The following is a 23,055-nucleotide window of genomic DNA, read 5'->3' on the forward strand; positions in this document are numbered from 1 at the left end:
GCACAATCCTGCACCGAACAGTGGCCGGCCGGAACTTCCGGCGCCACGGCACCGGTTCACCGCCCCTTTCGTACGGCCAGAGCAGAGGAGCGACGACGTTGTCAGCACGCCCTTCGAAACGCCGCATCGCCATCATCGGGGCCGGCTTCACCGGCAGCGTCCTCGCCGCGCACCTGATGCGCTGCGCCGATGAGCCGACCAGCCTGCACCTGATCGAACGCACACCCAGCGTCGGCGCCGGCCTCGCCTATTCCACGCACAACGCCGCGCATCTGCTGAACGTGCGCGCCTACAACATGAGCGCCTACCCGGACGACCCGCGGCACTTCCTGCGCTGGCTGTGGGCCCAGGACGACCGTACGCCGGACGGCGGGGCCGGAGCGGTGCCGCCCAGCGGCCATGCCTTCGTCTCCCGCGCCCGTTATGGCGCCTACATCCAGGACGTCCTGCGGGAAGCCGTGGCGGCCGCCCCGCCCCACGTCTCGCTCACCGTGTCGCAGGCGGAGGCGGTGGACATCGCATCGGACGCGCGGGGCACCCGGCTGCGGCTTGGCAACGGGACCAGCCTGACGGTGGACACGGCGGTTCTGTGCGTCGGCAATTTCGCCCCCTCGCCGCCGCCGGTCCCGGCGCCGGACGTCTATGCCTCCAGCCGCTATGTGGCCTCTCCCTGGGACTGGCCGGCGCTGGCCACGATCGCCCCCGACGCGCCCGTGCTGATCCTCGGGACCGGGCTGACCATGGTGGACACCGTCCTGTCGCTGGAGGACCAGGGGCACCGCGGCCCCATCCTCGCCCTGTCGCGCCGCGGCCTGCTGCCCCGGACGCACGAGGAGACGCGGCCCTTCAAGAGCTTCATCCATCCGCAGGTGATGCCGCGCACCGTGCTGGACGTGATGATCGCCCTGAAGGCCGACGTCCGCCGCGCGCGGGAGACGGGATTCGATTGGCGGTCGGCCTTCGACGCGCTGCGTCCCTACCATCACCTGATCTGGAGCCATCTGCCGCCGGAGGAGCGCCGGCGCTTCCTGCGCCACGTCCGCCCCTATTGGGAGGTCCATCGCCACCGCATTGCGCCCGAGGTGGCGGCCCGCATCGCCGCCCTGTGCGCGAACGGGCGGTTGGCCATCCGCGCAGGCCGCCTGCAGACGCTGAACCTCGTTCCGAACGGGGTTGAGGCGACCGTCCGCGCCCGCGGGGCGGAGGGAACCGTCTGGACCCGGACGGTGGGCGCCATCGTCAACGCCACCGGCACCGAGTGCGACTTCGGCCGGATCGGCCATCCGCTGGTCAAGGCGCTGCTGACGCGCGGTCTGGCGCGGCCCGACCCGCTGCGGCTTGGGCTGGACGTCACCACCGACGGCGCCCTGATCGGCGAGGACGGGCAGGCGTCGGACCGGCTGTTCGCGCTCGGCCCGATCAGCCGCCCGCCCTTCTGGGAGATGACGGCGGTGCCCGAGCTGCGCAGCCAATGCGCCCAGGCCGCCCGGCACATCGCCCAGTTGCGGCGGCCCGCCTACCCTCTGGCGGAGCCGTCGTTGCTTCACGCGCGGGCGGTGCCCTGACGGATGGGGTCGCTGGACCGCGTCCCCGCTCCTCTCACCAGGGAGTGCCGTCGCCGTGCGTGAAGAGATCGGTCGCGCCGTCGTAGCGCAGATCCTCGTCCGGGTAATGGGCCTCGTCCCCGGCGCTGCGGTCGCCGACCTCCAGGTAGGTCGCCGGCTCGTCGGAGCGGTTGACGAGTTGGTGCCCGTCCGGCCTTCCGGCCGGGAAGCCGGCGCACATGCCGGAACGCAGGATCGTCTCGCCGGCGTCGGTGACCAGCGTCAGCTCACCGTCCAGCACATAGACGAACTCGTCCTGGCGGGTGTGCCAATGCCGCAGGGCGGAGGCGGCGCCCGGCTCCAGCCGGGTCAGGTTGACGCCGAAGTTGGTGATCCCCAGCGGGTTGCCCAGCCGCTTGCGCAGGCGCCCCGCGACCGCCGCGCGGAACGGCTCCGGGTAGTCGGTGGCCCCGAGCTTCGCCCCGACGGCGGCGGGGTCGAGCACCGGAGGCTCGGAGGGGATGGCGGGTGCGGGGGGCTTGTCTGACAAAGGTGGGTCTCCCTTCACCGGGGTTCGATACCGATCTCAAGGATCGGTCCGGAGTCGTCACTGTAGGCCATCGGGCACGGACCGACCATCCGGCCTGTTAAGCCACCGGCCGGGTACCTCATCGAGGCAAGGCCCAACGGAAGGGGGAAAGGCGCATGGAGACGACGCTGTACATTCCACCGCTCGGCCTTGCGGGGCAAATCGGGGCACCGAAAGATTTCAAGGCTGCGGTGATCTTCGCCCATGGCACCTCGAGCGGCCGGACGAGCCCGCGCAACGTCCGCGTCGCCGCGCGCCTGCGGGAGGCGGGCTTCGCCACGCTGCTGATGGACCTGCAGACGGAGGGGGAGAAGGCCGACCCGGCCAACCAGTTCGACGTCCACCGCCAGTCCGAGCGCCTGCTGCTGGCCGTCCGCCACCTGCGCGCCACCACCGCGGTGGAGCGCAAGCCCATCGGATTCTTCGGCGCCGGGTCCGGGGCGGCGTCGGCGCTGATCGCGGCGGGGCGCGCCGCGGAGCATGATGGAATCGGCGCGGTGGTCTGCCGCGGCGGGCGGCCCGATCTGGCGGAGGAGTGGCTGAACGCCGTCGCCGCCCCGACGCTGCTGGTGGTCGGCGGCAAGGACGCCCCGGCGCTGGACCTCAACAACGACGCCTTCAACCGGCTGCATTGCACCAAGGCGCTGGAGGTCGTGCCGGGGGCGGGCCGCCTGTTCGAGGAAACCGGAAAGCTGGATCAGGTGGCCGATTCCGCGCGCTCCTGGTTCACCACCCATCTGCTCAAGGCTGCCAACGGCTGAGCGCGGGTCGACAGCGGGAGCGATGCGGGCTACCTGTGGTTTCCCTACCGCATCGCAGCACCCGGATCGGACCGCCCATGCCCCAGCTCGAAATCCTCAGCCGCCGCCCCGCTGGACCGGCCAAGCCCGTGCCACTGCTGTTCGTCCATGGCGCCTTCTGCGGCGGTTGGATCTGGGACGAGCATTTCCTGCCCTGGTTCGCCGAGCAGGGCTGGGAGGCGCACGCCGTGTCCCTGCGCGGCCACGGCGCCAGCGAGGGGCGGGACCGTTTGAACAGCTTCGGCATCGCCGATTACGTGGACGATGTCCTGAACGCGGTGGATGCCTGTTCCGCGCCGCCGGTGCTGATCGGCCATTCCATGGGCGGCATGGTGGTCCAGCGGGCACTGACTCGCCGCCGGTTCCCGGGAGCGGTCCTGATGGCCTCCGCCCCGCCGCACGGCTTGCTGGAATCGACGATGCGGCTGGCCTGGAGCGATCCCTACGTGTTCCAGCAGATGGGCATGCTGATGACCTTCTCCAACGGCATCGAAGCGGAGGCGGTGCGCCGCGCCATGTTCTCCGACCAGGTGCCGCTGGAGGTGGCCAAGCGCTACGAACCGCTGATGCAGGAGGAGTCGCAGCGCGTGCTTCTGGACATCGGCGGCTGGATTCCCTTCCCGCTCCTGCCGGCCCGCGGTGTCGCCGTGGCGGTGCTGGGCGCGGAGAAGGACCGGCTGATTCCAAAGGACCAGGTCGAGGCGACCGCCCGCGCCTTCCGGACGGAGTCGGTCTTCTTCCCCGCGATGGGGCACAGCATGATGCTCGAACCCGGTTGGGAATCGGTTGCCGGCCACATCGCGGACTGGGTGGAGACGACGGTGCTGAAGAGGCCGGCGCCGCAAAGGAAGGCTCCGGACACGAAGGTCCCGGACACAGTCACGCGCGCCGCCGCCGACTGACCGGCACGACGCGCGCCCGCTCGGCCGCTCACTGCGTGCGTAGGGTCCGTAGGAAGCCGCCGATTTCCCCGTTCAGGGATTCCGATTGCTGGGCCAGTTGCCGGGACGCCTCCAGGACGGCGTAGGCCATCTTCCCGCACTGGTCGGCGGCGGCGGTGACGCCGGAGATGTCGCGCGCCACCTCGCGGGTGACGTCGGCGGCCTGCTGCACGTTGCGGCTGATCGCCTGGGTCGCCGCTCCCTGCTCCTCCACCGCCGACGCGATGATCGTGGCGATGCCGTTCACCTGCTCGATCACCTGAGCCACGCCGCCGATCTCCGCCACCGCCTCGCCGGTCGCGGACTGGACGCCGGCGACCTGGGCGGCGATCTCCTCGGTGGCGCGGGCGGTCTGGCTGGCGAGGCTCTTCACTTCGCCGGCGACCACCGCGAAGCCCTTGCCGGCCTCGCCCGCGCGGGCCGCCTCGATGGTGGCGTTGAGCGCCAGGAGGTTGGTCTGCGCCGCGATGTCGTTGATCAGGCTGACCACGGTGCCGATCCGCCCGACCGCCTCGGCCAGCCCGGTCACCTTGCCGGTGGCGCGCTCCGACGCGGTGGCGGCGTCCCGCGCGATGCGCGAGGCGTCGGCGACCCGGCGGCTGATCTCCCCCACCGAGCCGGACAGCTGCCCCGTCGCCACGGCGACCGTCTGCACGTTGGCCGAGGTCTGCTCCGTCGCCGACGCCACGGCGCCGGCCAGCCGGTCGGTCTGCCCGGCGGCCCGGGTCATCTCCTGGGCCTCGCGCTCCATCGCCTCGGTTTCGTGCGACACCGACTTCATCACCTCGCCGACGCTCCGCTCGAACCGCTCGGCGAGGCCGGCGAGGGTGCGGCGCTTGTCCTCCTCCGACCGCCGGACGGCGGCGGCCTGATCGGCTTCCAGGCGCGTCTTCTCCTCCGCGTTGCTCAGGAACACGCGGGCGGCGCTGGCCATGGCGCCGATCTCGTCGCGGCGGCTGGCCTCGGGAAAGGCGACGGAGAGGTCGCCGTCCGCCAGGGCGTGCATGCGGATGCTGAGGCTGCGAATCGTGGCGCTGAGCCGCACCCCGACCAGCGCGATCAGGCAGACCGCCGGCACCGCCAGAAGGCCGGCCACCGCCAGGACCGACCACAACGTGTTCAGGAAGGCGCTGCGGATGTCGTCGATGAAGACGCCCGTCCCGATGTAGACTCCCCAGGGCTGGAAGATCTTGATGTAGGACAGCTTCGCCGCCGTCTCGTCGCTGTTCGGGGCGACGTTCCAGAAGTAACCGTAGGTTCCCTCCCCCGTCGTCCTGGCGATCCGCGCCATGTCCATCAGGATCGGCGCGCCCTTGGTGTCCTTCACGCCGGACACGTCCTGCCCCATCAGCTTCGGGCTGGGGTGGGCGAAGCCGAAGCCGTCCAGGGTGATCGCGAACAGATACTCCTGCCCGCCGTAGCGCATGCCAAGAAGCGACCGTTTGAAGCGGGCCTGGGCTTCCTCCCGCGTGATCCGACCGGCGGCGGCTTCCGCCTCGTAAGCGGCGGCCATGCTGTGGGCGGCCTCCACCATGAAGCGCAGGGACTGAACGCGGTCCGCGTGCATGCGCTGGTAATTCAGCCAGAGGCCGGCACCGACGATGGCCGCCGACGCGATGCTCGCCAGAGCCACCAAACCCCAGATCTTCGAGCGGATGGACAAATTATCGAACATGGCAACCCTTCCGACAAAGGCGCGCCTATGGCCGATTGCGCGCAGGCCGTTCAACCGTCGGAATGCTATAAGGGAAATCGTAACTCATTCATTAATGGTTTTACTTCATCAGCCTCAATGCTCGGCTTATAATCATAGACCTTTCGTTGCGAACGTTTTGTTTGTTCTATCAGAAAATTGATGACCCTTGCCAGGTTTGAAAGTTATCACGCCTGGACATGTTCCATCCCGGTCAGGCGCCGGGCGCCGATTTCTGGGTCAGGACGAGGAAGACCTTCTCTTCGAGCTGTTCCGGGGTGAAAGGTTTGGCGATGTAGGCGCTGACATTGTGGGCCAGCGCCCGTTCCACGGCCTTCAGCGTGGCGAGCGCCGTCACCATCAGGAAGGGCAGATCGCGCCGCACCTCGCGCACGCGGCGCAGCACGTCGAGGCCGCTGGCCTTCGGCATCATCCAGTCGCAGACGATCAGGTCGTAGCTCCCGTCCCCGGCCAGCCGGAGCAGCGCCTCCTGGCCGTCCGCCGCCGTGTCGATGTGGCCGATGCCGAGGTCGCGCAGCACCGATTCGACGAAGTGCCGCGGCCCGTCCTCGTCGTCGACGACCAGCGCGCGGATGGCGCCGAGGTCGATGAAGGGCACGCCGATCACCCCCAGAGCCCCCCGCATCCAGGAGGCGCGGGCCGATCGCTCCTTGCCGCCCGTGGCGCCCAGCAGGAAGGAACGCACGAAGCGCGGCCGGTGCACCTGCCGGTACAGCGCCTTGGCGACCGCCGCCCGGCTCTTGCCCCGGCAGAAGGCGCCGTCGCCGGCCATCCGCACCATTTCCAGCACCGTGTCGGCGTTCGGCTCGTCCTTGCCCTGAAGGGGGCTCAGCAGGCGCTGGGTGCGGATGAAGGCGTTCTGGATCTCGTCGATCTGCCCGGCCATATGCTCGCGGGCATCCTCCGCGAAGGCGCTGTCGAGCACGAGCTTCTGGACCTCCGCCAGCCCCTTCAGCTTCTCGGTCTTCTCCTTCCAGCAGTCGAGCAGGCGCCCGGCGAAGTCCCGTCCCTCGAAGAACTGCGTCAGATAACCGTTCACCGCCCGCTCGGCGCTGGGCGACAGGGGCATCTTCTGCAGAACGAACAGGATGCGGAGCTTCTGCATCAGCGTCCGCCCCTTGGTGATCTCGGGCAGCGTGTCCTCGTTGACGAGCAGCGCGCTGCGCCTCTGGAGCGCCGCCTCCGTCCGGGCGCCGCCGAAATAGCCCTCCCCCGTGCGCAGCCGCTGGGACACCTGGCTCAGCGCCATGATCTCCCGCTGAACCGCCTCCACCCCGAACAGGTCGCCGGCGCTGGTGATGGTGAAGCGGTCGGGCTTCGACAATTCACGGCGCAGCGCGAAGATCAGGCTGTCGCTCAGCACCGGCATGGCCGTACGGCGCACCAGCTTTTCAAGACTCCGGAAGACGGGCGGCGCCTCGTCGGACAGCGGCTTGTCCCCGGCGATCAGCGACACGATCATGTCCACCCGATCCACGAAAGGCGCGTCCAGGGAACAGGAGGCGGTGCCGGTGTCGCTGCGCTGGATCTCGCCGAGCAGCCGGTCGAGCGGCGCCAGCGCGTCGGCATCCTCCAGACTGTCCGCCAGTTCCAGCAGGAGCCGTGCCTTTTCGGCGAAGCTGCGGCCCTGGTAAAGGTGCGTGGTCAGCGCCGCGTCGACCATGAACCGCCCGGTGAAGGCGTCGCGGGACGCGATCAGCCGCTCCGCCGTGGCGGCGTAGGTGGCCGGCGTCAGGTCCGGCGGCTGGGCGTCCTTCAGCCGCTCGCGGGTCAGCCGGGCGACCTCGTTGACCAGGGCGGTCAGCGCGCCCTTGCGGTCCATCGCCCGTTCCGCCTGCTGCAGGATGGCGACGAAGGTCGGGATGTTGGACAGGCTCTGCTGATGGCGGGGGGAGTGCAGAAGTTCGGTCGGGGTCAGCGCGTTCTCGTCGAAATAGCGCTGGCAATGCCGGCCGATGCTGTCGCGGCCCTGCGGGGTGTAGAAATCCTCCGGAGTCCGGCAGACGGCGGTGTCGCTTCCGCCATCCATGTCCAGATCCCGGCCGTCCGCGATGCTCTGGTCCGATGCCATGCCCTAACCCCGTCTCATTCGGCCAGCAGCCCGCGCACCGCCTCGATCAGGCGGTCCGGGGCCACGGGCTTCATGACGATCCGGCGGCCCGGCTGTGCCGTCATGTCCGCCGCCGTTTCATGGGACGCGTAGCCGGTCAGGAAGAGGATGCGCAGGTCGGGGTTGCGCTCCGCCAGGGCACGGCTCAGTTCCAGCCCGTTCATGCGGGGCATGGACATGTCGGACACCACGGCGTCGAACAGCCCGCCGCATTCGTCCCAGCGCTCCAGCGCGTCCAGCCCGTCCACCGCCTCGGTCACCGTGCAGCCGGCCTCCTCCAGCGCCAAACGGACATAGGTACGCACGGACTCCTCGTCGTCTACCAGCAGGATGGCCGCCCCCTCGTCCTCGCCCAGCCCCAGCCCGTCCGCCGGCGAGCCGGCCTTAACGGGGGCGGGAACGGCGGGCAGATGGATGGAGAAGACGCTGCCGCGCCCATCCGGCCCGGCCTCCATCTCCACGGCGCCGCCGGCCTGCCGGGCGGTGCCGTAGACCATCCACAGGCCGAGGCCAGTGCCCTTGCCCGGCTCCTTGGTGGTGAAGAAGGGTTCCCAGATGCGGTCGCGCACCGCCTCCGGCACGCCGCAGCCCTCGTCGATGACGCGGATCACGGCGTAGCGGCCGTGCGCCAGCGCGCCGTGCCGCCCGAAGAAGCCGGCATCCGGCAAGGCGCTGTCCAGCGCGATGGTCAGCCGCCCACCGTCGGGCATGGCGTCGCGCGCGTTGAGGGCGAGGTTCAGGATGGCCTGGTTCAGCATCACCGGGTTGGCGACGGCGTGGGCGTCCTCGTCGCCGATGCGGATGTCCAGATCGATGCCGGCGCTCATCAGCGGCTTCAGGAAGATCTTCAGGTCGCGCACCAGCGGCGCCAGCGCCACCACCTCCGTCTCGTCCGACGGGCGGCGGCGCGAGAAGTCGAGAAGCTGCGCGGTCAGCGCGGCGGCCCGGTCGGACGCCTTGGCGATCTCCCGCACGCAGGTGGTGACGCGCGCCGGATCGTCCGGCGCCCGTTCGGCCAGCCGGGCGAAACCGCCGATGGCGGTCAGCATGTTGTTGAACTCGTGGGCGATGCCGCCGGCCATGCGGCCCACCGCCTCCATCTTCTGCGACTTCTGAAGCTCCGCCTCGGCGCGGCGGCGCTCGGTCACGTCGTTCAGCACCAGGAGAACCGCCGCCTCCCGCTGGTAGACCGCGGGGAAGGCACCGATCTCCACATGGCGCTGCTCGCCCGACGGGCGGGCGATCGCGCATTCCACCCGCTGATGGTCCCCCTCCGCGCCCAGCCCCAGCCGCGTGGTCACCGTCTCCGCCTCGACGATGAAGCGGTTGAGGTCCAGCCCCTCCAGCTCGCCGCTGCCGTCCACCCCCAGGATGGACGCCGCGGCGGCGTTGCCGAAGCGGATGGCCCGGCGGTCCCAGATGACGATGCCGTAGGGCGCCAGCTCCACCAGCTGCCGGTAGCGCTTTTCGCTCTCGCTGAGCGCGCTGACGGTGGCCTCCAGCCGCTCCGTCTGGCCGGCAAGCTGCTCCTCGCGTCGCTTCAGCTCGGTGATGTCCATCAGGATCTTCACGATGCCGCCGGAGCCGGTGGCGTGCTCGCTGATGCGGTACCAACGGCCGTCGGACAGCCGCCCGTCCACCGGATCGGTGTGCAGCAGGTGACGCTTCATCCGCTCGGCGATCCAGTCGGCCATCTCGCGGTCGTCGCCGTCATAGCCACCGCGCTCGGCGGCGGCGCGCAGGATGTCCTTGAAGGCGGTGCCGGGCACCAGCACGTCGGCCAGATTCGGGTAGGCGCTGCGGTAACGCTCGTTGCAGAAGATCAGCCGGTCGTCCGGGCTGAACAGCACGAAGCCCTCGGAGATGCTCGACAGCGCGTCGTGCACCACCGACTGCATGAAGCGCGCCTCGACCAGGGCCAGCGTCTCCGCGGTGGTTTCGATGCCGGTGCCGCGGTAGCCGGCGAACCGCCCGTCCGCGTCGGTGAAGGGCTGGGCGCTGATGCGGAAGACGCGCGTGTCGCCCGCCCCGTCGCGCAGCGTGACCTCCAGGTCGCGGAAGGCCCGCCCGGCCTCGATGTCGGCCAGATGGTCCAGCCAGGTGTCGGAATCCTCCACCAGCCCGCGCAGGTCGAGCAGCGAATCGCCGAACACCGGCGCCGGATCGCCGCCGAGAAGCGCTGGCAACCGCTCGGACACGTAGGTGTAGCGGTGGTCGGCGGCGCTTTCCCAGAACCAGTCGGACGCCGCCTCGGCGAAATCGCGGAAGCGCTGGCGGCTTGCGGCCAGTTCCTCGTTGGCGGCGCGCAGCAGGCGGGCGGAGCGGTCCAGCGCCGCCGCCGCGGCGCGGGCGCGGCGCACCGACAGCACGGCCAGCGCCGCCATCGCCAAGGTCATCACGCCGAGCGGCAGCATCAGCCGGTCGCGTCCCTCCTCCGGCATCATCACGGCCAGCAGGCCGGCGGCGCCGAGCATGACGAACAGCAGGTCGGTCAGCGCGCCCGGCCCGCGGCGCGGCGCGGGGTCTCCGGCCGGCCGGGCGGCACGGACGTCGAGGTCGGTGTCGGTGGGGGGCAGCCCGCCCCGGCCGGAAAGATCCACGGAGCCTCGCTCCATCGTCATGGGTGTACCGCCGCGCAAGGCGCGCCGTGCATAGACCCGTAATAGGAGGCGAGCCGTTAACAGCGGGTTTCAGTGTTCGCCTTCGTACGATCGGATTCTACCGTGGGCATACGATTTCCACCGCTCAGCGCCGGTTCACCAGAACGAGAATCTTCTCTTCGAGCTGTTCGGGAGAGAAGGGCTTGGCGATGTAGGCGGTGACGTCGTGGGCCATGGCCTCCTCCACCGCGATGATGGTGGCGAGCGCGGTGACCATCAGAAAGGGCATGTCCGGCCGCACCGCGCGGACCAGCTTCAGGAACTCCAGCCCCGACAGGCGCGGCATCTTCCAGTCGCAGACGATAAGGTCGAAGGCGCCCTGCCGCTCCTCGAATCGGGTCAGCGCCTCGCGCCCGTCCTCTGCGATGGTCAACTCGGTGATACCGAGGTCGCGCAGGATCATTTCGACATAGCCGCGCGCGGCCGGCTCGTCGTCGGCCAGCAGGACGCGCAGCGTGTTCATGGCGCGCATCGGCAGGCCGGCGGCGGCCAGCGTCGCGAAGAACTGGGCGAAGCGGTCGGCCCGCTGCTCCGTCGCGTCCTTGCAGCGGGCGAGGTAGGCGCGCAGGAAGGCGGTGGAGCGGACATGGTGTCCGACCAGTTCGCGCGCCGCCACCACGCATTTTCCCTCGGTGAAGGCACCCTCGGCGAGCAGGCTGGCGAATTCCATGACCTCGTCGACGTGGGGCGGGCGGTCCTTGGCGATGCGGGCGAAGACCTTGTTGGTGCGCAGGAAGGTGTTCTGGATCTCGTCGAGCATGCGGACGTAGCGCTCGCGCAGGCCGTCCGGCAGGGTGGAGCGCCCCACGCGCCGTTGCAGGTCGGCCAGCGCCTTGATGCGGGCGCGCGGCGTGCGGGCCGTCTCGAACAGGCGCTGGGTGAAGTCGCGGGCCTCGAGATGGCGGCGCAGATGGGCGACGATCATGCGCCGGCTGCGCTCCCCCGACACCGCCCCTTCGAAGGCCAGAAGATCGACGATGCGGGCGTAGTGGCTCTTGGCGTGCAGCACCGCCTCCAGCCGCGGGCCGGAGAGCAGCAGCGCCACCCGCCGGTCGATCAGCCGGGTCGTGCGCTCCCCGCCGATCACCCCGCCCTTCACCGTCAGTCGGGCGGCGAGGAGGCTGATCGCCGACAGCTCGTCCAGCACCGCCGCGACGCTGTTCGCCTCCGCCTTCGTGCCGGACAACGGCGCGTCCCCCAGCAGGGCGTGGTGAACCCCCGCCTCCAGCCCCAGCCGGGCGGCGCGGGCCTGATGGCGGGCGACGAAGGCGGACAGGCGGTGCAGGACCGCCGGGGCGTCGGGGTGGGACGGCGCCTCGCCCCGCCAGACCATCGCCATGGCGTCGAGCACGCCGCGCAGCCCGTCGGCCCAGCCGAACAGCGCCTCGATCACCAGCCCGTTGGCCAGCATTTCCCCGACGATCTGGTCGAGGATGGCGATGCCCTCGCCGGACAGACCGTCCCCGTCGAGCGACAGGATTCGCACCAGCCGCAGCTCGTGGTTGCGCCCTTCGCCCAACCAGGCGGACAGCCAGCAATCGATGGTGTGGCGCCCGGCGAAGCCCGGCGTCCGCGCCATAGTCTGGGCCACGGTGGCGGCGAACTGCTTGGCGTCGATGGACAAGGCCGCGCCGCTGTGAGCGCGCCGGGCGGTGACGGCCAGCACCTCCTGCTCCAGCCGCTTCAGCTCCTCCAGCCGCATGGCGGGGGACCGGCGACCGGGTCGGGCCTGCCGCTGCGCCACCCGCTCCAGCACCTGGGCGCGGCGCGGCCAGTCGAGGAAGGAGCGCTGCGGCTCCACCTTGTGCAGGAACTCGGTGGGGGTGATGCCGCGCGCCTCCAGGAACTCCGCAAGCTCCTCCGCGATGAGGAACCGGGCGGCGGGGGTGAAGATCTCCTCGACCCGGACGCAGACGGCGGACTCTGGCGCCTCCTCCGGCGCGTCGCCGCTCAACTCGCCGAGGAGCGCGTCGACGTCGTAGACGCCGATGGGAATACCGTCGGTCGGGAGCGAGGAAGGCGGCGGAACGGCGCTCATCGTTGCCCCGCCATCAGATCAGCAGCGCGTGGATCATGTCGGCCAGCTCGTCCGGGTTGATCGGCTTGCGCAGGAAGACGATGCGGCATCCATCCACCAGCAGGTCGTCCAGACTTTCCGTCTCCGGCGGGTAGCCGGACATCAGGACGGTCGGCAGGTCCGGATTCTCCTGCCGCAGCGCGCGGGCCACCGACGCCCCGCCGACCTGTGGCATCACGAGGTCGGTCACCAGAAGATCGAAGGCCCCGCCATGGTCGGCGTAGGCGCGCAGGGCCTCCGCTCCGTCGGCGGCGCAGACCACCCGCATGCCCATGTCCTCCAGCGTCAGGCGGATGAAGTCGCGCACCTGTGCCTCATCCTCCACCAGAAGGACGGTGGCGGCCATCGACAGCCCCTCCATCTCGTCGTCCTCCGCGTCGAGGGAAAAGGCGTCGTCAAGACCGAAGGCGTCCAGACCGGGAGCGTCCGCGTCCTGCGGCTCCGCGACATCCTCCACCGGGAAGCGGAGCGTGAAGACGGTGCCGCGCCCCAACTCCGTGTCCACCTCGACCGCGCCGCCGGCCCGCGCGACGGTGGAATAGACCAGCGCCAGCCCCAGGCCGGTCCCCGCCCCCGGCTCCTTGGTGGTGAAGAAGGGTTCGAAGATGCGGTCGATCACCGCCGGGTCGATGCCGCAACCGGTGTCGGCGACGGTGATGGTGACTCCGAGATCGTCCGTCCGCTCCACCGCAATGGTGATCGGCCCGCCCTCCGGCATGGCGTCGCGGGCGTTGAGCACGAGGTTGAGCAGCGACTGGTGCAGCAGGGCCGGGTCGATGGTCACCACCGCTCCGCCCCCGGCGCCCTCGGTCCGCAGCGGGTGACGCTCGCCCAGCGTGGGGCCGAGGAAGCGGCGCAAGTCGTCGATCACCGCGCCAACCCGCACCGGACGCGCCGCGTCGGTCTGGCCGGGCCGCCCGAAGCTGAGAAGCTGGGCGGTCAGGCCGGAGGCACGGTCGGTCGCCTTGACGATCTCGGTCAGGCACTGCTCGACCCGTGGGCGGTCCTGCGGAGCGCGGCGGGCCATCTGGGCGAAGCCGCCGATGGCCGTCAGCATGTTGTTGAACTCGTGCGCGATGCCGCCGGCCAGCTGGCCGATGGCCTGCATCTTCTGCGCCTGCTGGATGGCGCGCTCCGCCTGCTTGCGCCCGGTGATGTCGGTGAGGACGAGGAACCACGCCGCCTCCCCCTCGACCGCGAAGGCCCCCACCGTGAAGGGGTGGATGCCGACCTCAAGCTCGCGCAAGGCGCCTTGCGCGGTGACGAAACGGGCCTCGACCGGCGGCGGGGCCTCCAGGTCGCTGCCGGGCGGGGGCAGCCAGTCGAACAGGCGCTGCACCCCGTCGAACTCCGTCGCCTCGACCAGCGGGATGCGCAGCATGGCCTCGGGATCGCCGCTGCCCAGGATCAGCGCGGCGGAGCGGTTGGCGAAGCGCACCCGCTGGCCGTCCCAGATCAGGATGCCGTAAGGCGCCATCTCCACCAGCCGGCGGTAACGCGCCTCGCTGTCGGCCAGTGCCTCCTCGTGGCGTTTCAGTTCGGTGATGTCGGTGAGGATCTTGACCACGCCGCCGAAGCGCGTGGCGTGTTCGCTGATGCGGTACCAGCGCCCGTCGCCGAGCCGGTGGTCGGTCGGCGGCCCGCTGCGGGTGTGGCGGTTCAGCCGCTCGGCGATCCAGTCGGACGGGTCGCCGAGATCGTCGCCGGCCGCCCCCCGCTCCACCGCGACGCGCAGCAGATCGACGAAGCGGACGCCGGGAACCAGATGGTCGGACAGCAGCGGGTAGGCGGCGCGATAGCGGTCGTTGCACAGCACCAGCCGCCCGTCGGCGCCGAACAGCACGAAACCTTCGGACACGCAGCCGATGGCGTCGGACAGCAGCGCCCGGAAATGCGCCTCGCCTGCCTCCAGGGGATGGCTCGGCGCCGGGTCGTCCAGGACAGCCGACAGCCGGTCGCGCAATGCCCGCAACGGGTCCCGAAGATCGGTCAGCGCGCCGGGCGGCGCGGCGGACAGCCGCGCGCCCAGGGTGTCGAGGAGTTCCGCAAGCTCTTGGTCGGGCCGGTCCATAACCCGGCATTCAACCATTACCCCCGGTCCCCCCGCCAGTTGATTCAGCGATCAGCCCTGCTTCGGGAAATGGTGATGGCCGTGGTCGCAGGTGCCGCGCGAATGCTTGTCGTCGCAGCTTTCGCCGGACGCGGTCAGGCCGATCCAGGCGTGCAGCGTGTTGGGGTCGAATCCGGCCTTGCGGTCCGTGCCGACCTGGAGCAGCGGGCGGCGGATCAGGTCGCGGTCGGCCAGCAGGGCGGCCAGCGCCGACTCTTCGTCCAGCTCGTCGGGCTTCACGGAACCGGTCTTCACGGCGGCGGCGCGGCGGTTGAACCAGTCCTCGACCGGACGGTCCCCGAAGAAGGGGCGCAGGGTTTCGGCGGTGAGGGGCTCGGCGGCCAGATCGCGCTCCACCAGCGTGTGGCCGGCGGCCTGGAGCTGAAGCTTCTGCTTGGCGTTCGCCGTGCAGCCGGACAGGCCGTAAAAGATGACTTCCGTCATGGGGTTGGTGCTCCGCATCGAAACAGGACGAATTAGGTCCAGTCTACCGGCGCGGAGACCGGGGGTGCCGGTGACGGAATGTCGCACCCCCGGATTGTCGAGCGGATCGGCTGTTCGCCAGTCACTTGATCCGCTTCAGCGACTCCTCGACGTAGGCATTCGTGTAGGTCTTGGACAGGTCGATGTCCGTCGCGGCCACCGCCTTGTCGAAGGCCTTCAGCACCTTGTAGGCGGCCTCCGCCCCCTCTTGGGAAAAGCGGCCGTCCGGCGAGTAGGTCGGCTTCGAATGCTCGAACGCCTGGGCGTAGAGCGTCTGGTTGCCGAGGAAGTATTCCGGCGGCAGGACCTTCAGGACCTCCTCGGTCTTGGCCTGATCCAGCCACTTCAGCGTCCGGACGAAGACATCGACCAGCGCCTGGGTGGTCTTCGGATTCTCCTTGATGAAGGCCGGCGTGGTGTAGAGCACCGCCGCCGGGTACGGCCCGCCGTAGGTGTCCAGAGTGCCCTTTTCCGTCCGGGTGTCGGCGATCGGAGTCACGTCGCCGTCGGCCTCCAACTGGCTGATCACCGGGTCGAGGTTGGCGATGGCGTCGATCTCGCCGCGCTTCACCGCAGCCACCGCGCTGGGACCGCCGCCGACGCCGATGAAGGACACGTCCTCCGGCGTCATGCCGTGCTGGGTCAACAGATAGTTGACCATGAAGTTGGTCGAGGAGCCGGGGGCGGTCACGCCGATCTTCTTGCCCTTCAACTCCTTGATCGATTTGATCGTGCCGGCCTTGTTGACAGAGGCCAGCACGATGCCCGGATAGCGGCCCAGCAGCACCACGGCGGTGATCGGCTGGTCCTTGGCCTGCATCTGCACCGTGTGGTCGAAGGCGCCGGTCACCACGTCCGCCGAGCCGCCGACCAGCGCCTGGAGGCTCTTGGCGCCGCCGCCGAAGTCGTTGATCTCGACGTTCAGCCCGGCCTCCTTGAAGTAGCCGAGCCGCTCCGCCACCGTCAGCGGCAGGTAATAGAGCAGCGGCTTGCCGCCGACCGCCAGCTTCAGGTCCTTCTTCTCGACCTGCTGGGCGTTCGCCCCGCCGATCCCGAAGGCCAGGACCACCGCCGCGGCGGCGATCACGCTTTTCATACGCATGGCTTCCCTCCCAAGTTTCTTGCTGTGGCGCAGTCATCCCTGCGCGTTGGTCGTCTGCGCCTCCTGCGGGCGCCAGTGCAGAAGGCGTTTTTCGATGACGGTCACCACGGCGTCGATCACCACGACGAAGATCGTCAGAACCAGCATGCCGGAGAAGACGCCGACCGTGTCGAACACCCCCTCCGCCTGATGGATGCGGTAGCCGAGACCGGCGGCGGAGCCGAGATACTCGCCCACCACCGCGCCGACCATGGCGAAGCCGACCGCGGTGTGCAGGCTGGAGAAGACCCAGGACAGGGCGGACGGCAGATAGACGTGCCGGAACAGATGCCGGTTGCTCGCCCCCAGCATCTTCGCGTTGGCGAGCACGACCGGGCTGACCTCCTTCACGCCCTGATAGACGTTGAAGAAGACGATGAAGAAGACCAGCGTCACCCCCAGCGCCACCTTGGACCAGATGCCGAGGCCCAGCCACAGCGCGAAGATCGGCGCCAGCACCACGCGGGGCAGAGCGTTCACCGCCTTGATGTAGGGGTCGAAGACGATGGAAACCAACGGCGCGCGGGCGAACCAGAAACCGAAGGCGATGCCCGCGATGGTGCCGATGGCGAAGGCCAGGGCGGTTTCCAGAAGCGTGATCCCGAGATGGTACCAGATCACGCCGGACGCGAAGTCGCTCCAGGTGCGCTCCAGCACCGCCAGCGGCGTGCCGAAGAAGAAGGGGCTCAGGATCTTCGTCGCGGTCAGGACGTGCCAGAGCAGGAAGAAGCCGATCAGCACGGCGACCTGCAGCAGCAGGATCACCGGGCGACTGGGCAGGCGTTTCACACGGGCCAGGGCCATGGCGTCCTCACGTCAACTTTGTTTGGGCGTAGCCCTTCAGGACCTCCTCGCGGAGCTGCCCCCAGATTTCCCGGTGCAGGTCGAGGAAGTGCGGCGTCATGCGGATCTCCGCCACGTCGCGCGGGCGCTCCAGATCCACCCGGTACTCGCCGATCAGCCGGGCGCCGGGGCCGGCGGACAGCACCAGAACCCGGTCGGACATGGAGATGGCCTCCTCCAGGTCGTGGGTGATGAAGACCACCGACTTGCGGTCCGCCGACCACAGCTCCAGCAGCTCGTTCTCCATCAACTGCCGCGTCTGGATGTCGAGCGCCGAGAAGGGCTCGTCCATCAGCACGATCTTCGGATCGACGATCAGCGTCTGGGCCAGCGCGACCCGCTTGCGCATGCCGCCGGACAGCTGGTGGGGGTAACGGTCGCCGAAACGGTCGAGCCCGACGCGGGCCAGCCAGGGGAGCGCCCGCTCCTCCGCCTCGCGCCGCGGCACGCCGCGGAACTCCAGCCCGGCGGCCACATTCTCCAGCGCCGACTTCCAGGGCATCAGCGCGTCCGCCTGGAACATGTAGCCGGCGTGCGGATTGATGCCGTCGACCGGCTGGCCGAAAGCCAAGGCGCGCCCGGCGCTGGGGGCGAGCAGGCCCGCCGCGACGTTCAGGATGGTGGATTTGCCGCTGCCGGTCGGCCCGACGATGGACACGAACTCCCCCGCGGCGACCGACAGGGTCACGCCCTGGACCGCCGTGTAGCTGTGCCCGCGTCCGTCGGGCGATGGAAAGGTGCAGGTCACGCCGTCCAGGCGGAGCGCGGCCTTGTCCGCCCCCTCCGTCCGCAGGGCGGCCGCCACGGCGGCGCTGTCTGACATCGATGCGTTCCATCCCTGATGTTCGTTTTCACGGCATCTTGGCGGAATGAGGCGACGACGGCAATGGGCGCCGCAAACAATCGTTGTTACGGACGAATGGCATCATTCCAGCCGCGCGAAGAAGGCCATGATCGCCGGACCCACCCCTTGCGGCCATTGATGCGGGTAGAAGCGCCCGTTGCGCGTCCGGTCGTCGGCCAGCGGGCACCACAACACCGGATTCGCCGCGCCCTCAGCGCCGTAGCGGCGGCAATTGAAGCGGTGCGGTTCTTCCGGCTCGCTTCCCGTCGGCAGTCCGTCCTGGGCCAGCAACGCGCGGCGAAGGCGCAGGGCTTCGGACACCGGCACCTGCTCGTCGCGAGGGTTGTGCAGGACCATGGCGGCAACCGGTCCGCCGCAGTCCTTGGGCCGCACGGAACCGCCCCCGACGCTGGCCAGCCCGCGGATCACCCCGCCCCGCGCGCAGGCGAGGCTGTTGGCGAACGACCCGCCCAGCGAATGGCCGACGACGAACACCCGGCCCATGTCCAGGCAATAGGCGTCCGCCATGGTTTCCAGAACAGCGTCGAACAATCGGAAATCGCGCAGCCGGTCCGGCGGGTCGCCGGGATCGGACCAGACATTCAAGCCGCGGGAGTCCTTCATGCTGGCGGGATAGACGACGATCGCCGGCTCCCCCGCTTGCCCTTCCAGGCCGAAGTAGCGTCGCACCTCCGCGTTGCTGTTGGTCCGCCCGTGAAAGGCGACGACGAGGTTGTATGGACGGTCGGGGCGGTAGTCCTCCGGCAGGGCCACGATCACGCCGCGCGCCGCGCCGTCCAAGGTCACATGGTCGGGCTCCGCTGCCGGGGGTGGCGCGCCGCAGCCGCGCGATGTTTGCCGCGGGGCCTCATTCTTAACCAGTTCTGCCGATAAGCCCTGAACGGCCCACAGAATCAGCATGAACACGACGCAAGATGCGCAAAATTGTTTCACCATTCACAGCCCGAACGATCGACGTCCTCCATAAACAGCCTGCGGCGAGGGACGTTGCACTTTCGGACAGGCTTCGCGTTAACCATCACGCAAGCATTTCCCGGCACCCTCCTTCGCAGAGCAAGGAGGTTTCGATGCCGGTTCGCGCGACTGCACGCATGATGGTTCTGGGGCTGCTGCTGACCGTCGGCTCGTCGGGGGCCGCGACCGCCGACAGCCTGTCGGTGAACCGTCCGAACCCGGCGCCGCCCCCCGTGGCCTCCGACTTTCCCGACGCCACGCTGGTGCGGGTCGATCAGATGGACTCCACCACGCTGCGGCTGGACGGCATTATCACGCCGGGTGTGGAGCAACGCTTCTCCGACGCGCTGCGCAGCGTTCCGGCGGGCCAGCCGGTGGTGGTCGAACTGTCCAGCCCCGGCGGCTTCACGACCGCAGGCTACCGCATGATCGACCTGATGCTGGCGGAACGGCAGGCGGGACGCTCCGTCGCCACCCGCGTGGCCGGCGGGCAGTCCTGCGAGAGCATGTGCGTCGGCCTCTATCTGGCCGGCTACCCGCGCTATGCCGCGCCGACCGCGGAATTCATGGTGCACGCCCCGCGTCTGGCGGAGAACGGCCGGATGACGCTGCGCTCCACCGACCAGATGGTGAAGCGTCTGGTCGCGCTGGGCGCCGCCCCCGCCTGGATCGAGCGGGTGCGGGCTGCCGGCGGCTTCTCCGGCAGCCTCGACTACCGCGACAACGCCGACCATCTGGCGGCGGTGGGCGCCAACATCGTCACCCACCTGATCCGCTGACCGGCTGCTTTACCGTTCACTCTCGACGAGGCGCCGGGCGATCTCCGGCATGACCGCCGCGTCGACGTTGGCGAAGGCGAAGCGCAGGTAATCGTCCTGGCCCGGACCGAACATGGAACCGGGCAGGCACAGGATGTTGTGATCGCGCGCCAGCCCCTCGGCCACCTCGTGGGCGCGCTTGCCGGCGAAGGGATGCCGGACATAGGCGAAATAGGCCCCGATGCTGGCGATGCGGTAACCGGTGCCGCTGGCCTCCATCGCCGATTGGAAGGCATGGACGCGGGCCAGGATGTCACCGCGCTTCTCCGCCACCCAGCCGTCGAGATTCTCCAGCCCGAACAGCGCCGCCTTCTGCCCGACATGCGGGGCGCAGATGGCGAGGCAGTCCATCACCTTGCGCGCCTGGGACAGCAGGCCGGCGTCGGCGATCACCGCGCCCACCCGGTAGCCGGCGAGGCTGTAGACCTTGGAGAAGCTGTAGAGCTGGACCAGCGTGCGCTGCCAGCCGGGCCGCTGGAACAGCCCGTGCGGCGCCCGCCCCTCCCAATCCGGAAAGTCGCGGTAGGTTTCGTCGAGCAGCAGCGTCACGCCGCGCCGCTCGCACAGCTCGTACAGCGCCGCGATGGCCTCGGGCGAGGCGATGGCGCCGGTCGGGTTGTTGGGGGAAATCAGCACCAGCGCGCGGGTGCCGGCGTCGATCAGCCGCTCGGCCTCCGCCGGGTCGGGGATCAGCCCGTGCTCCTCGCGCAGCGCCAGCGGCCGGGCCTCGATGCCCAGCATGTCCAGCGTCATCTTGTGGTTGAAGTACCAGGGGGCGGGCAGGATCACGTTGTCCCCGGCCCGCGCCAGCCCCATCACCGCCACTGCGAAGGCCTGATTGCAGCCGGCGGTGATCAGCACCTCGCCCGCCGCGACCTCAGCCCCATGGCCGGCGCCGTAGAGCGAGCCGGTGCGCCGGGCCAGCGCCGCGGTCAGCGGCGGGATGCCGTCGATGGCGGTGTAGCGCGCGGTGTCCGGCGCCCGCACCTGCTCGGCCAGATGGGCGGTCAGCGCGTCGGCGGGCGGATAGCCGGGCACCGCCTGACAGAGGTCGATCAGCGGCTTGTCCGCCGGAAAACTGCGGCCCTCGACCCAGCGCCACGCCTCGGCGATGGGCGGGGCCTCCGTGGCGGCGACGAGCGGGTTGACGTCTCTGCGGTCCATTCCCTGATGTCCAGTCTGCGAGGTCCGATTTTTATGGGGCGCCATGGTGGACCGGGCCGCCGGGCGCGCGCAAGGGACCAGCGCGGGACGAACACGCATGGCAGGCCAAGCGGAGGCAAAGCAGGGGTCAACCCCCGCCCAGCACCGCGTCCGGCTTGCGGCCCACCAGCGCTTCGTAGACATCAGGGTCTGTCGCCCCTTCCGATCCGAAGACCAGCACGCGGGCGTCCGGGGCGAGGCCCAGGCTGGCACGGGTCGCCGGGTCCGCCGCGGCGCAGAGCAGGCCGGCCAGACCGGCCACACCGGACTCTCCGCCCACGATGGGCCGTCCGCCATGCCGCCCCTCGGCCAGCAGACGCATGGTCGCCACCGCCGCATCGTCGGGGATGGTCAGGAAATCGTCGGCGCCACGCTCCAGGATCGCCCAGGCCAGCAGGGACACCTCGCCGCAGGCGAGCCCGGCCATCAGCGTCTCCAGATCGCCCTTGGACGGCGTCGGGCGGCCGTTGACGGCGCTCTGATACAGGCAGTCGGCGGCGTGCGGCTCCACCACCACGAAGCGCGGGCGCTGGCGGCCCAAGCTTTCCCACAAGTGGCCGCAGACGGCGGCGGGCAAGGCCCCTACCCCGCCCTGCACGAAGACGTGGGTCGGGCGCTCGCTGGCCGGAAGCTGGCTAATCGCCTCCTCCACCATCACCGTATAGCCCTGCATCACGTCGCGTGGGATGTCCATGTAGCCGGTGTAGGAGGTGTCGGAGACGACGTGCCGGCCATGCTCCCGCGCGTCCGCCGCGGCCTGCCGCACCGCGTCATCGTAGTTGCCGGCGACGCGGACGACGCGGGCGTCGAAGGATTCGATGGCCTGCTGCCGCCCCTGCGAGCAGTTGCCAGGGATGTAGATGACGCAGCCGCAGCCGAACACCTGCGCCCCCCAGGCGACGGAGCGGCCGTGGTTGCCGTCGGTCGCCGTGGTCACCGTGATGCCGCGGGTCACCTTGGCGTAGCGCCCGACCACCAGATCCAGCGCGGTCACCGGCACGCCGGGCACGCGGGCCTGCACCTCGCGCACCAGCAGGCGCAGAACGGCGTAGGCGCCGCCCAGCGCCTTGAAGCTGTGCAGGTTGAAGCGGCTGCTCTCGTCCTTGTACCAGATGCGGTCGATCCCAGCGGCGCGGGCCAGCCCGCCCAGCGAGCGCAGCGGGGTCGGGGCGTAGCCCGGCCAGGCGCCGATCTCCGTCATCGCGTCCTGGAAGGCGGCGCGGCTCAGGATCGCCCGTTCCGCGGGCCCGTAGGGCTGGTCCGTGTCGGCGCGCGGGTTCGAAAAGAGACGCGGGGTGCCAAGCGGCGGCAGGTCGGACATCGTGTTCGCTCTCCAGCGCCGCAAGGACGGCCGCGACCACGAAAGCATTGCCGGCCACGCCGCGTCAAGCCACGCGCGTTGTCCCCGGACAAAGCGCCGCGAGCTGTGCTAACAGCGCCTCCCCCCGCGGCCCGGCAGGGTGCCGAAGGCGGCGGGGGTTCCCGTTCCTGAAGGAGATGGTTCCGTCGTGACGACCGGTTTCAACACCACCGCCGCCGACCAATTGAAGCAGTTCGCCGACCGCATGGAGCGGTTGATGGACGAGATCGACGGCCTGAAGGCCGACCTGAAGGACCTGCGCAGCGAGGTCAAATCCGCGGGCTTCAACATCAAGGCGCTCGACAAGCTGGTCGCCATCCGCCGCAAGGACGCTGGCGAGCAGGAGGCCGAACTGCTGAACGACCTGATGCTCTACGCCCACGCCACCGGCACGCCGCTGGACATCGTGGTCCCCGAGCCGGCCGAGTGATGCCGTAAGGATCGTTGCGAAGCCGCATCATGATTATTCCGGGAGCGCAACATGACGTTTCGCTTCCGGAACATGTCATTGCGCAAGCGCATCAAAGCGCCAGAACCTTAGCGCTTCCACTCGCGGCTGGATTTCACGAAGTCGGTCAGGGTGACGCCGATCTTGTCGTCCACAATGACCACCTCGCCGCGGGCAACGAGCACGCCCTCCACATAGACGTCGGTCGGGTCCTTCAGGTGCCGGTCCAGTTCGACGACGGCGCCGCGGCCCAGCTTCAGCAGGTCGCGGACGCGCAGCATGGCGGTGCCGATGACCACCTTGATCTCGACCGGCGCGTCGCCGATGGCGAAGGCATCGCTGCTCATGTCGTCGGACGAGCCGGCGCCCAGCAGATCATCGATGTTGGCCATATG

General features: G+C 69.8%; 19 protein-coding genes. 5 read left to right on the plus strand and 14 right to left on the minus strand.

All coding sequences use genetic code 11. The annotated features are described in order from the left end of the window. The first annotated feature begins 98 nt into the window (after window positions 1-98). Window positions 99-1,565 carry an FAD/NAD(P)-binding protein gene (locus JJL56_RS27020; RefSeq protein WP_200486970.1) on the plus strand — a complete coding sequence of 489 codons (1,467 nt, stop codon included), beginning with the start codon at window positions 99-101 and terminating at the stop codon, window positions 1,563-1,565. Window positions 1,566-1,599: 34 nt separating this feature from the next. Here the strand turns inward: JJL56_RS27020 and JJL56_RS27025 are convergent, their stop codons facing one another. Further along, complete coding sequence (locus JJL56_RS27025; RefSeq protein ID WP_200486971.1) at window positions 1,600-2,094, minus strand: cupin domain-containing protein; 495 nt, start codon at window positions 2,092-2,094, stop codon at window positions 1,600-1,602. 155 nt (window positions 2,095-2,249) lie between these two features. Here JJL56_RS27025 and JJL56_RS27030 point away from each other — a divergent pair, with 155 nt between their 5' ends. After that, window positions 2,250-2,894 (plus strand): dienelactone hydrolase family protein, encoded by a 645-nt coding sequence (locus tag JJL56_RS27030; RefSeq protein ID WP_145625845.1) that lies wholly within the window; start codon window positions 2,250-2,252, stop codon window positions 2,892-2,894. Window positions 2,895-2,971: 77 nt separating this feature from the next. Continuing rightward, window positions 2,972-3,835, plus strand: coding sequence for an alpha/beta hydrolase (locus JJL56_RS27035; RefSeq protein ID WP_200486972.1), 864 nt, complete (start codon window positions 2,972-2,974; stop codon window positions 3,833-3,835). A gap of 28 nt (window positions 3,836-3,863) precedes the next feature. Here the strand turns inward: JJL56_RS27035 and JJL56_RS27040 are convergent, their stop codons facing one another. The 10 genes from JJL56_RS27040 to JJL56_RS27085 form a co-directional block, all read right to left on the minus strand. After that, window positions 3,864-5,549: a methyl-accepting chemotaxis protein gene (locus JJL56_RS27040; RefSeq protein WP_145625843.1), complete on the minus strand. Its 1,686-nt coding sequence runs from the start codon at window positions 5,547-5,549 to the stop codon at window positions 3,864-3,866. Between the two features lie 232 nt (window positions 5,550-5,781). After that, window positions 5,782-7,659: a response regulator gene (locus JJL56_RS27045; protein WP_145625842.1), complete on the minus strand. Its 1,878-nt coding sequence runs from the start codon at window positions 7,657-7,659 to the stop codon at window positions 5,782-5,784. Between the two features lie 14 nt (window positions 7,660-7,673). Beyond that, complete coding sequence (locus tag JJL56_RS27050; protein WP_345772649.1) at window positions 7,674-10,298, minus strand: hybrid sensor histidine kinase/response regulator; 2,625 nt, start codon at window positions 10,296-10,298, stop codon at window positions 7,674-7,676. Between the two features lie 145 nt (window positions 10,299-10,443). Further along, window positions 10,444-12,396 carry a response regulator gene (locus JJL56_RS27055; protein ID WP_200486973.1) on the minus strand — a complete coding sequence of 651 codons (1,953 nt, stop codon included), beginning with the start codon at window positions 12,394-12,396 and terminating at the stop codon, window positions 10,444-10,446. Window positions 12,397-12,409: 13 nt separating this feature from the next. Beyond that, window positions 12,410-14,506: a hybrid sensor histidine kinase/response regulator gene (locus tag JJL56_RS27060; protein WP_200486974.1), complete on the minus strand. Its 2,097-nt coding sequence runs from the start codon at window positions 14,504-14,506 to the stop codon at window positions 12,410-12,412. 51 nt (window positions 14,507-14,557) lie between these two features. Further along, entirely contained in the window at window positions 14,558-14,989 is a 432-nt protein-coding gene (locus JJL56_RS27065) for an ArsC/Spx/MgsR family protein (RefSeq protein WP_145625838.1), read from the minus strand. Window positions 14,990-15,110: 121 nt separating this feature from the next. Further along, a complete protein-coding gene (locus JJL56_RS27070; protein WP_145625837.1) occupies window positions 15,111-16,130 on the minus strand; it encodes an ABC transporter substrate-binding protein in 1,020 nt (339 codons plus the stop codon). A 33-nt stretch (window positions 16,131-16,163) separates the two neighbouring features. Further along, window positions 16,164-16,973, minus strand: a complete 810-nt coding sequence (locus JJL56_RS27075) for an ABC transporter permease (RefSeq protein ID WP_145625836.1) — start codon at window positions 16,971-16,973, stop codon at window positions 16,164-16,166. A 7-nt stretch (window positions 16,974-16,980) separates the two neighbouring features. Further along, complete coding sequence (locus JJL56_RS27080; RefSeq protein ID WP_200486975.1) at window positions 16,981-17,835, minus strand: ABC transporter ATP-binding protein; 855 nt, start codon at window positions 17,833-17,835, stop codon at window positions 16,981-16,983. Window positions 17,836-17,937: 102 nt separating this feature from the next. Continuing rightward, window positions 17,938-18,663 (minus strand): alpha/beta fold hydrolase, encoded by a 726-nt coding sequence (locus JJL56_RS27085; protein ID WP_200486976.1) that lies wholly within the window; start codon window positions 18,661-18,663, stop codon window positions 17,938-17,940. 281 nt (window positions 18,664-18,944) lie between these two features. Between JJL56_RS27085 and JJL56_RS27090 the strand changes: the two genes are divergently transcribed. Further along, window positions 18,945-19,610, plus strand: coding sequence for an ATP-dependent Clp protease proteolytic subunit (locus JJL56_RS27090; protein ID WP_145625833.1), 666 nt, complete (start codon window positions 18,945-18,947; stop codon window positions 19,608-19,610). Window positions 19,611-19,619: 9 nt separating this feature from the next. Here the strand turns inward: JJL56_RS27090 and JJL56_RS27095 are convergent, their stop codons facing one another. Together JJL56_RS27095 and JJL56_RS27100 are read right to left on the minus strand one after the other, a co-directional pair. Next, window positions 19,620-20,813, minus strand: coding sequence for an aminotransferase (locus tag JJL56_RS27095; RefSeq protein WP_145625832.1), 1,194 nt, complete (start codon window positions 20,811-20,813; stop codon window positions 19,620-19,622). A gap of 127 nt (window positions 20,814-20,940) precedes the next feature. Then, window positions 20,941-22,173 (minus strand): diaminopropionate ammonia-lyase, encoded by a 1,233-nt coding sequence (locus JJL56_RS27100; RefSeq protein WP_200486977.1) that lies wholly within the window; start codon window positions 22,171-22,173, stop codon window positions 20,941-20,943. A gap of 187 nt (window positions 22,174-22,360) precedes the next feature. Between JJL56_RS27100 and JJL56_RS27105 the strand changes: the two genes are divergently transcribed. Then, window positions 22,361-22,642: a DUF2312 domain-containing protein gene (locus JJL56_RS27105; RefSeq protein WP_014240219.1), complete on the plus strand. Its 282-nt coding sequence runs from the start codon at window positions 22,361-22,363 to the stop codon at window positions 22,640-22,642. Window positions 22,643-22,749: 107 nt separating this feature from the next. Here JJL56_RS27105 and fliN read toward each other — a convergent pair whose 3' ends face one another. Next, complete coding sequence (gene fliN, locus JJL56_RS27110; protein ID WP_014240218.1) at window positions 22,750-23,052, minus strand: flagellar motor switch protein FliN; 303 nt, start codon at window positions 23,050-23,052, stop codon at window positions 22,750-22,752. Between the last annotated feature and the right edge of the window lie 3 nt (window positions 23,053-23,055).

It is taken from the genome of Azospirillum aestuarii (genome assembly GCF_016632405.1).
In the GTDB taxonomy this organism is placed as follows: domain Bacteria; phylum Pseudomonadota; class Alphaproteobacteria; order Azospirillales; family Azospirillaceae; genus Azospirillum; species Azospirillum aestuarii.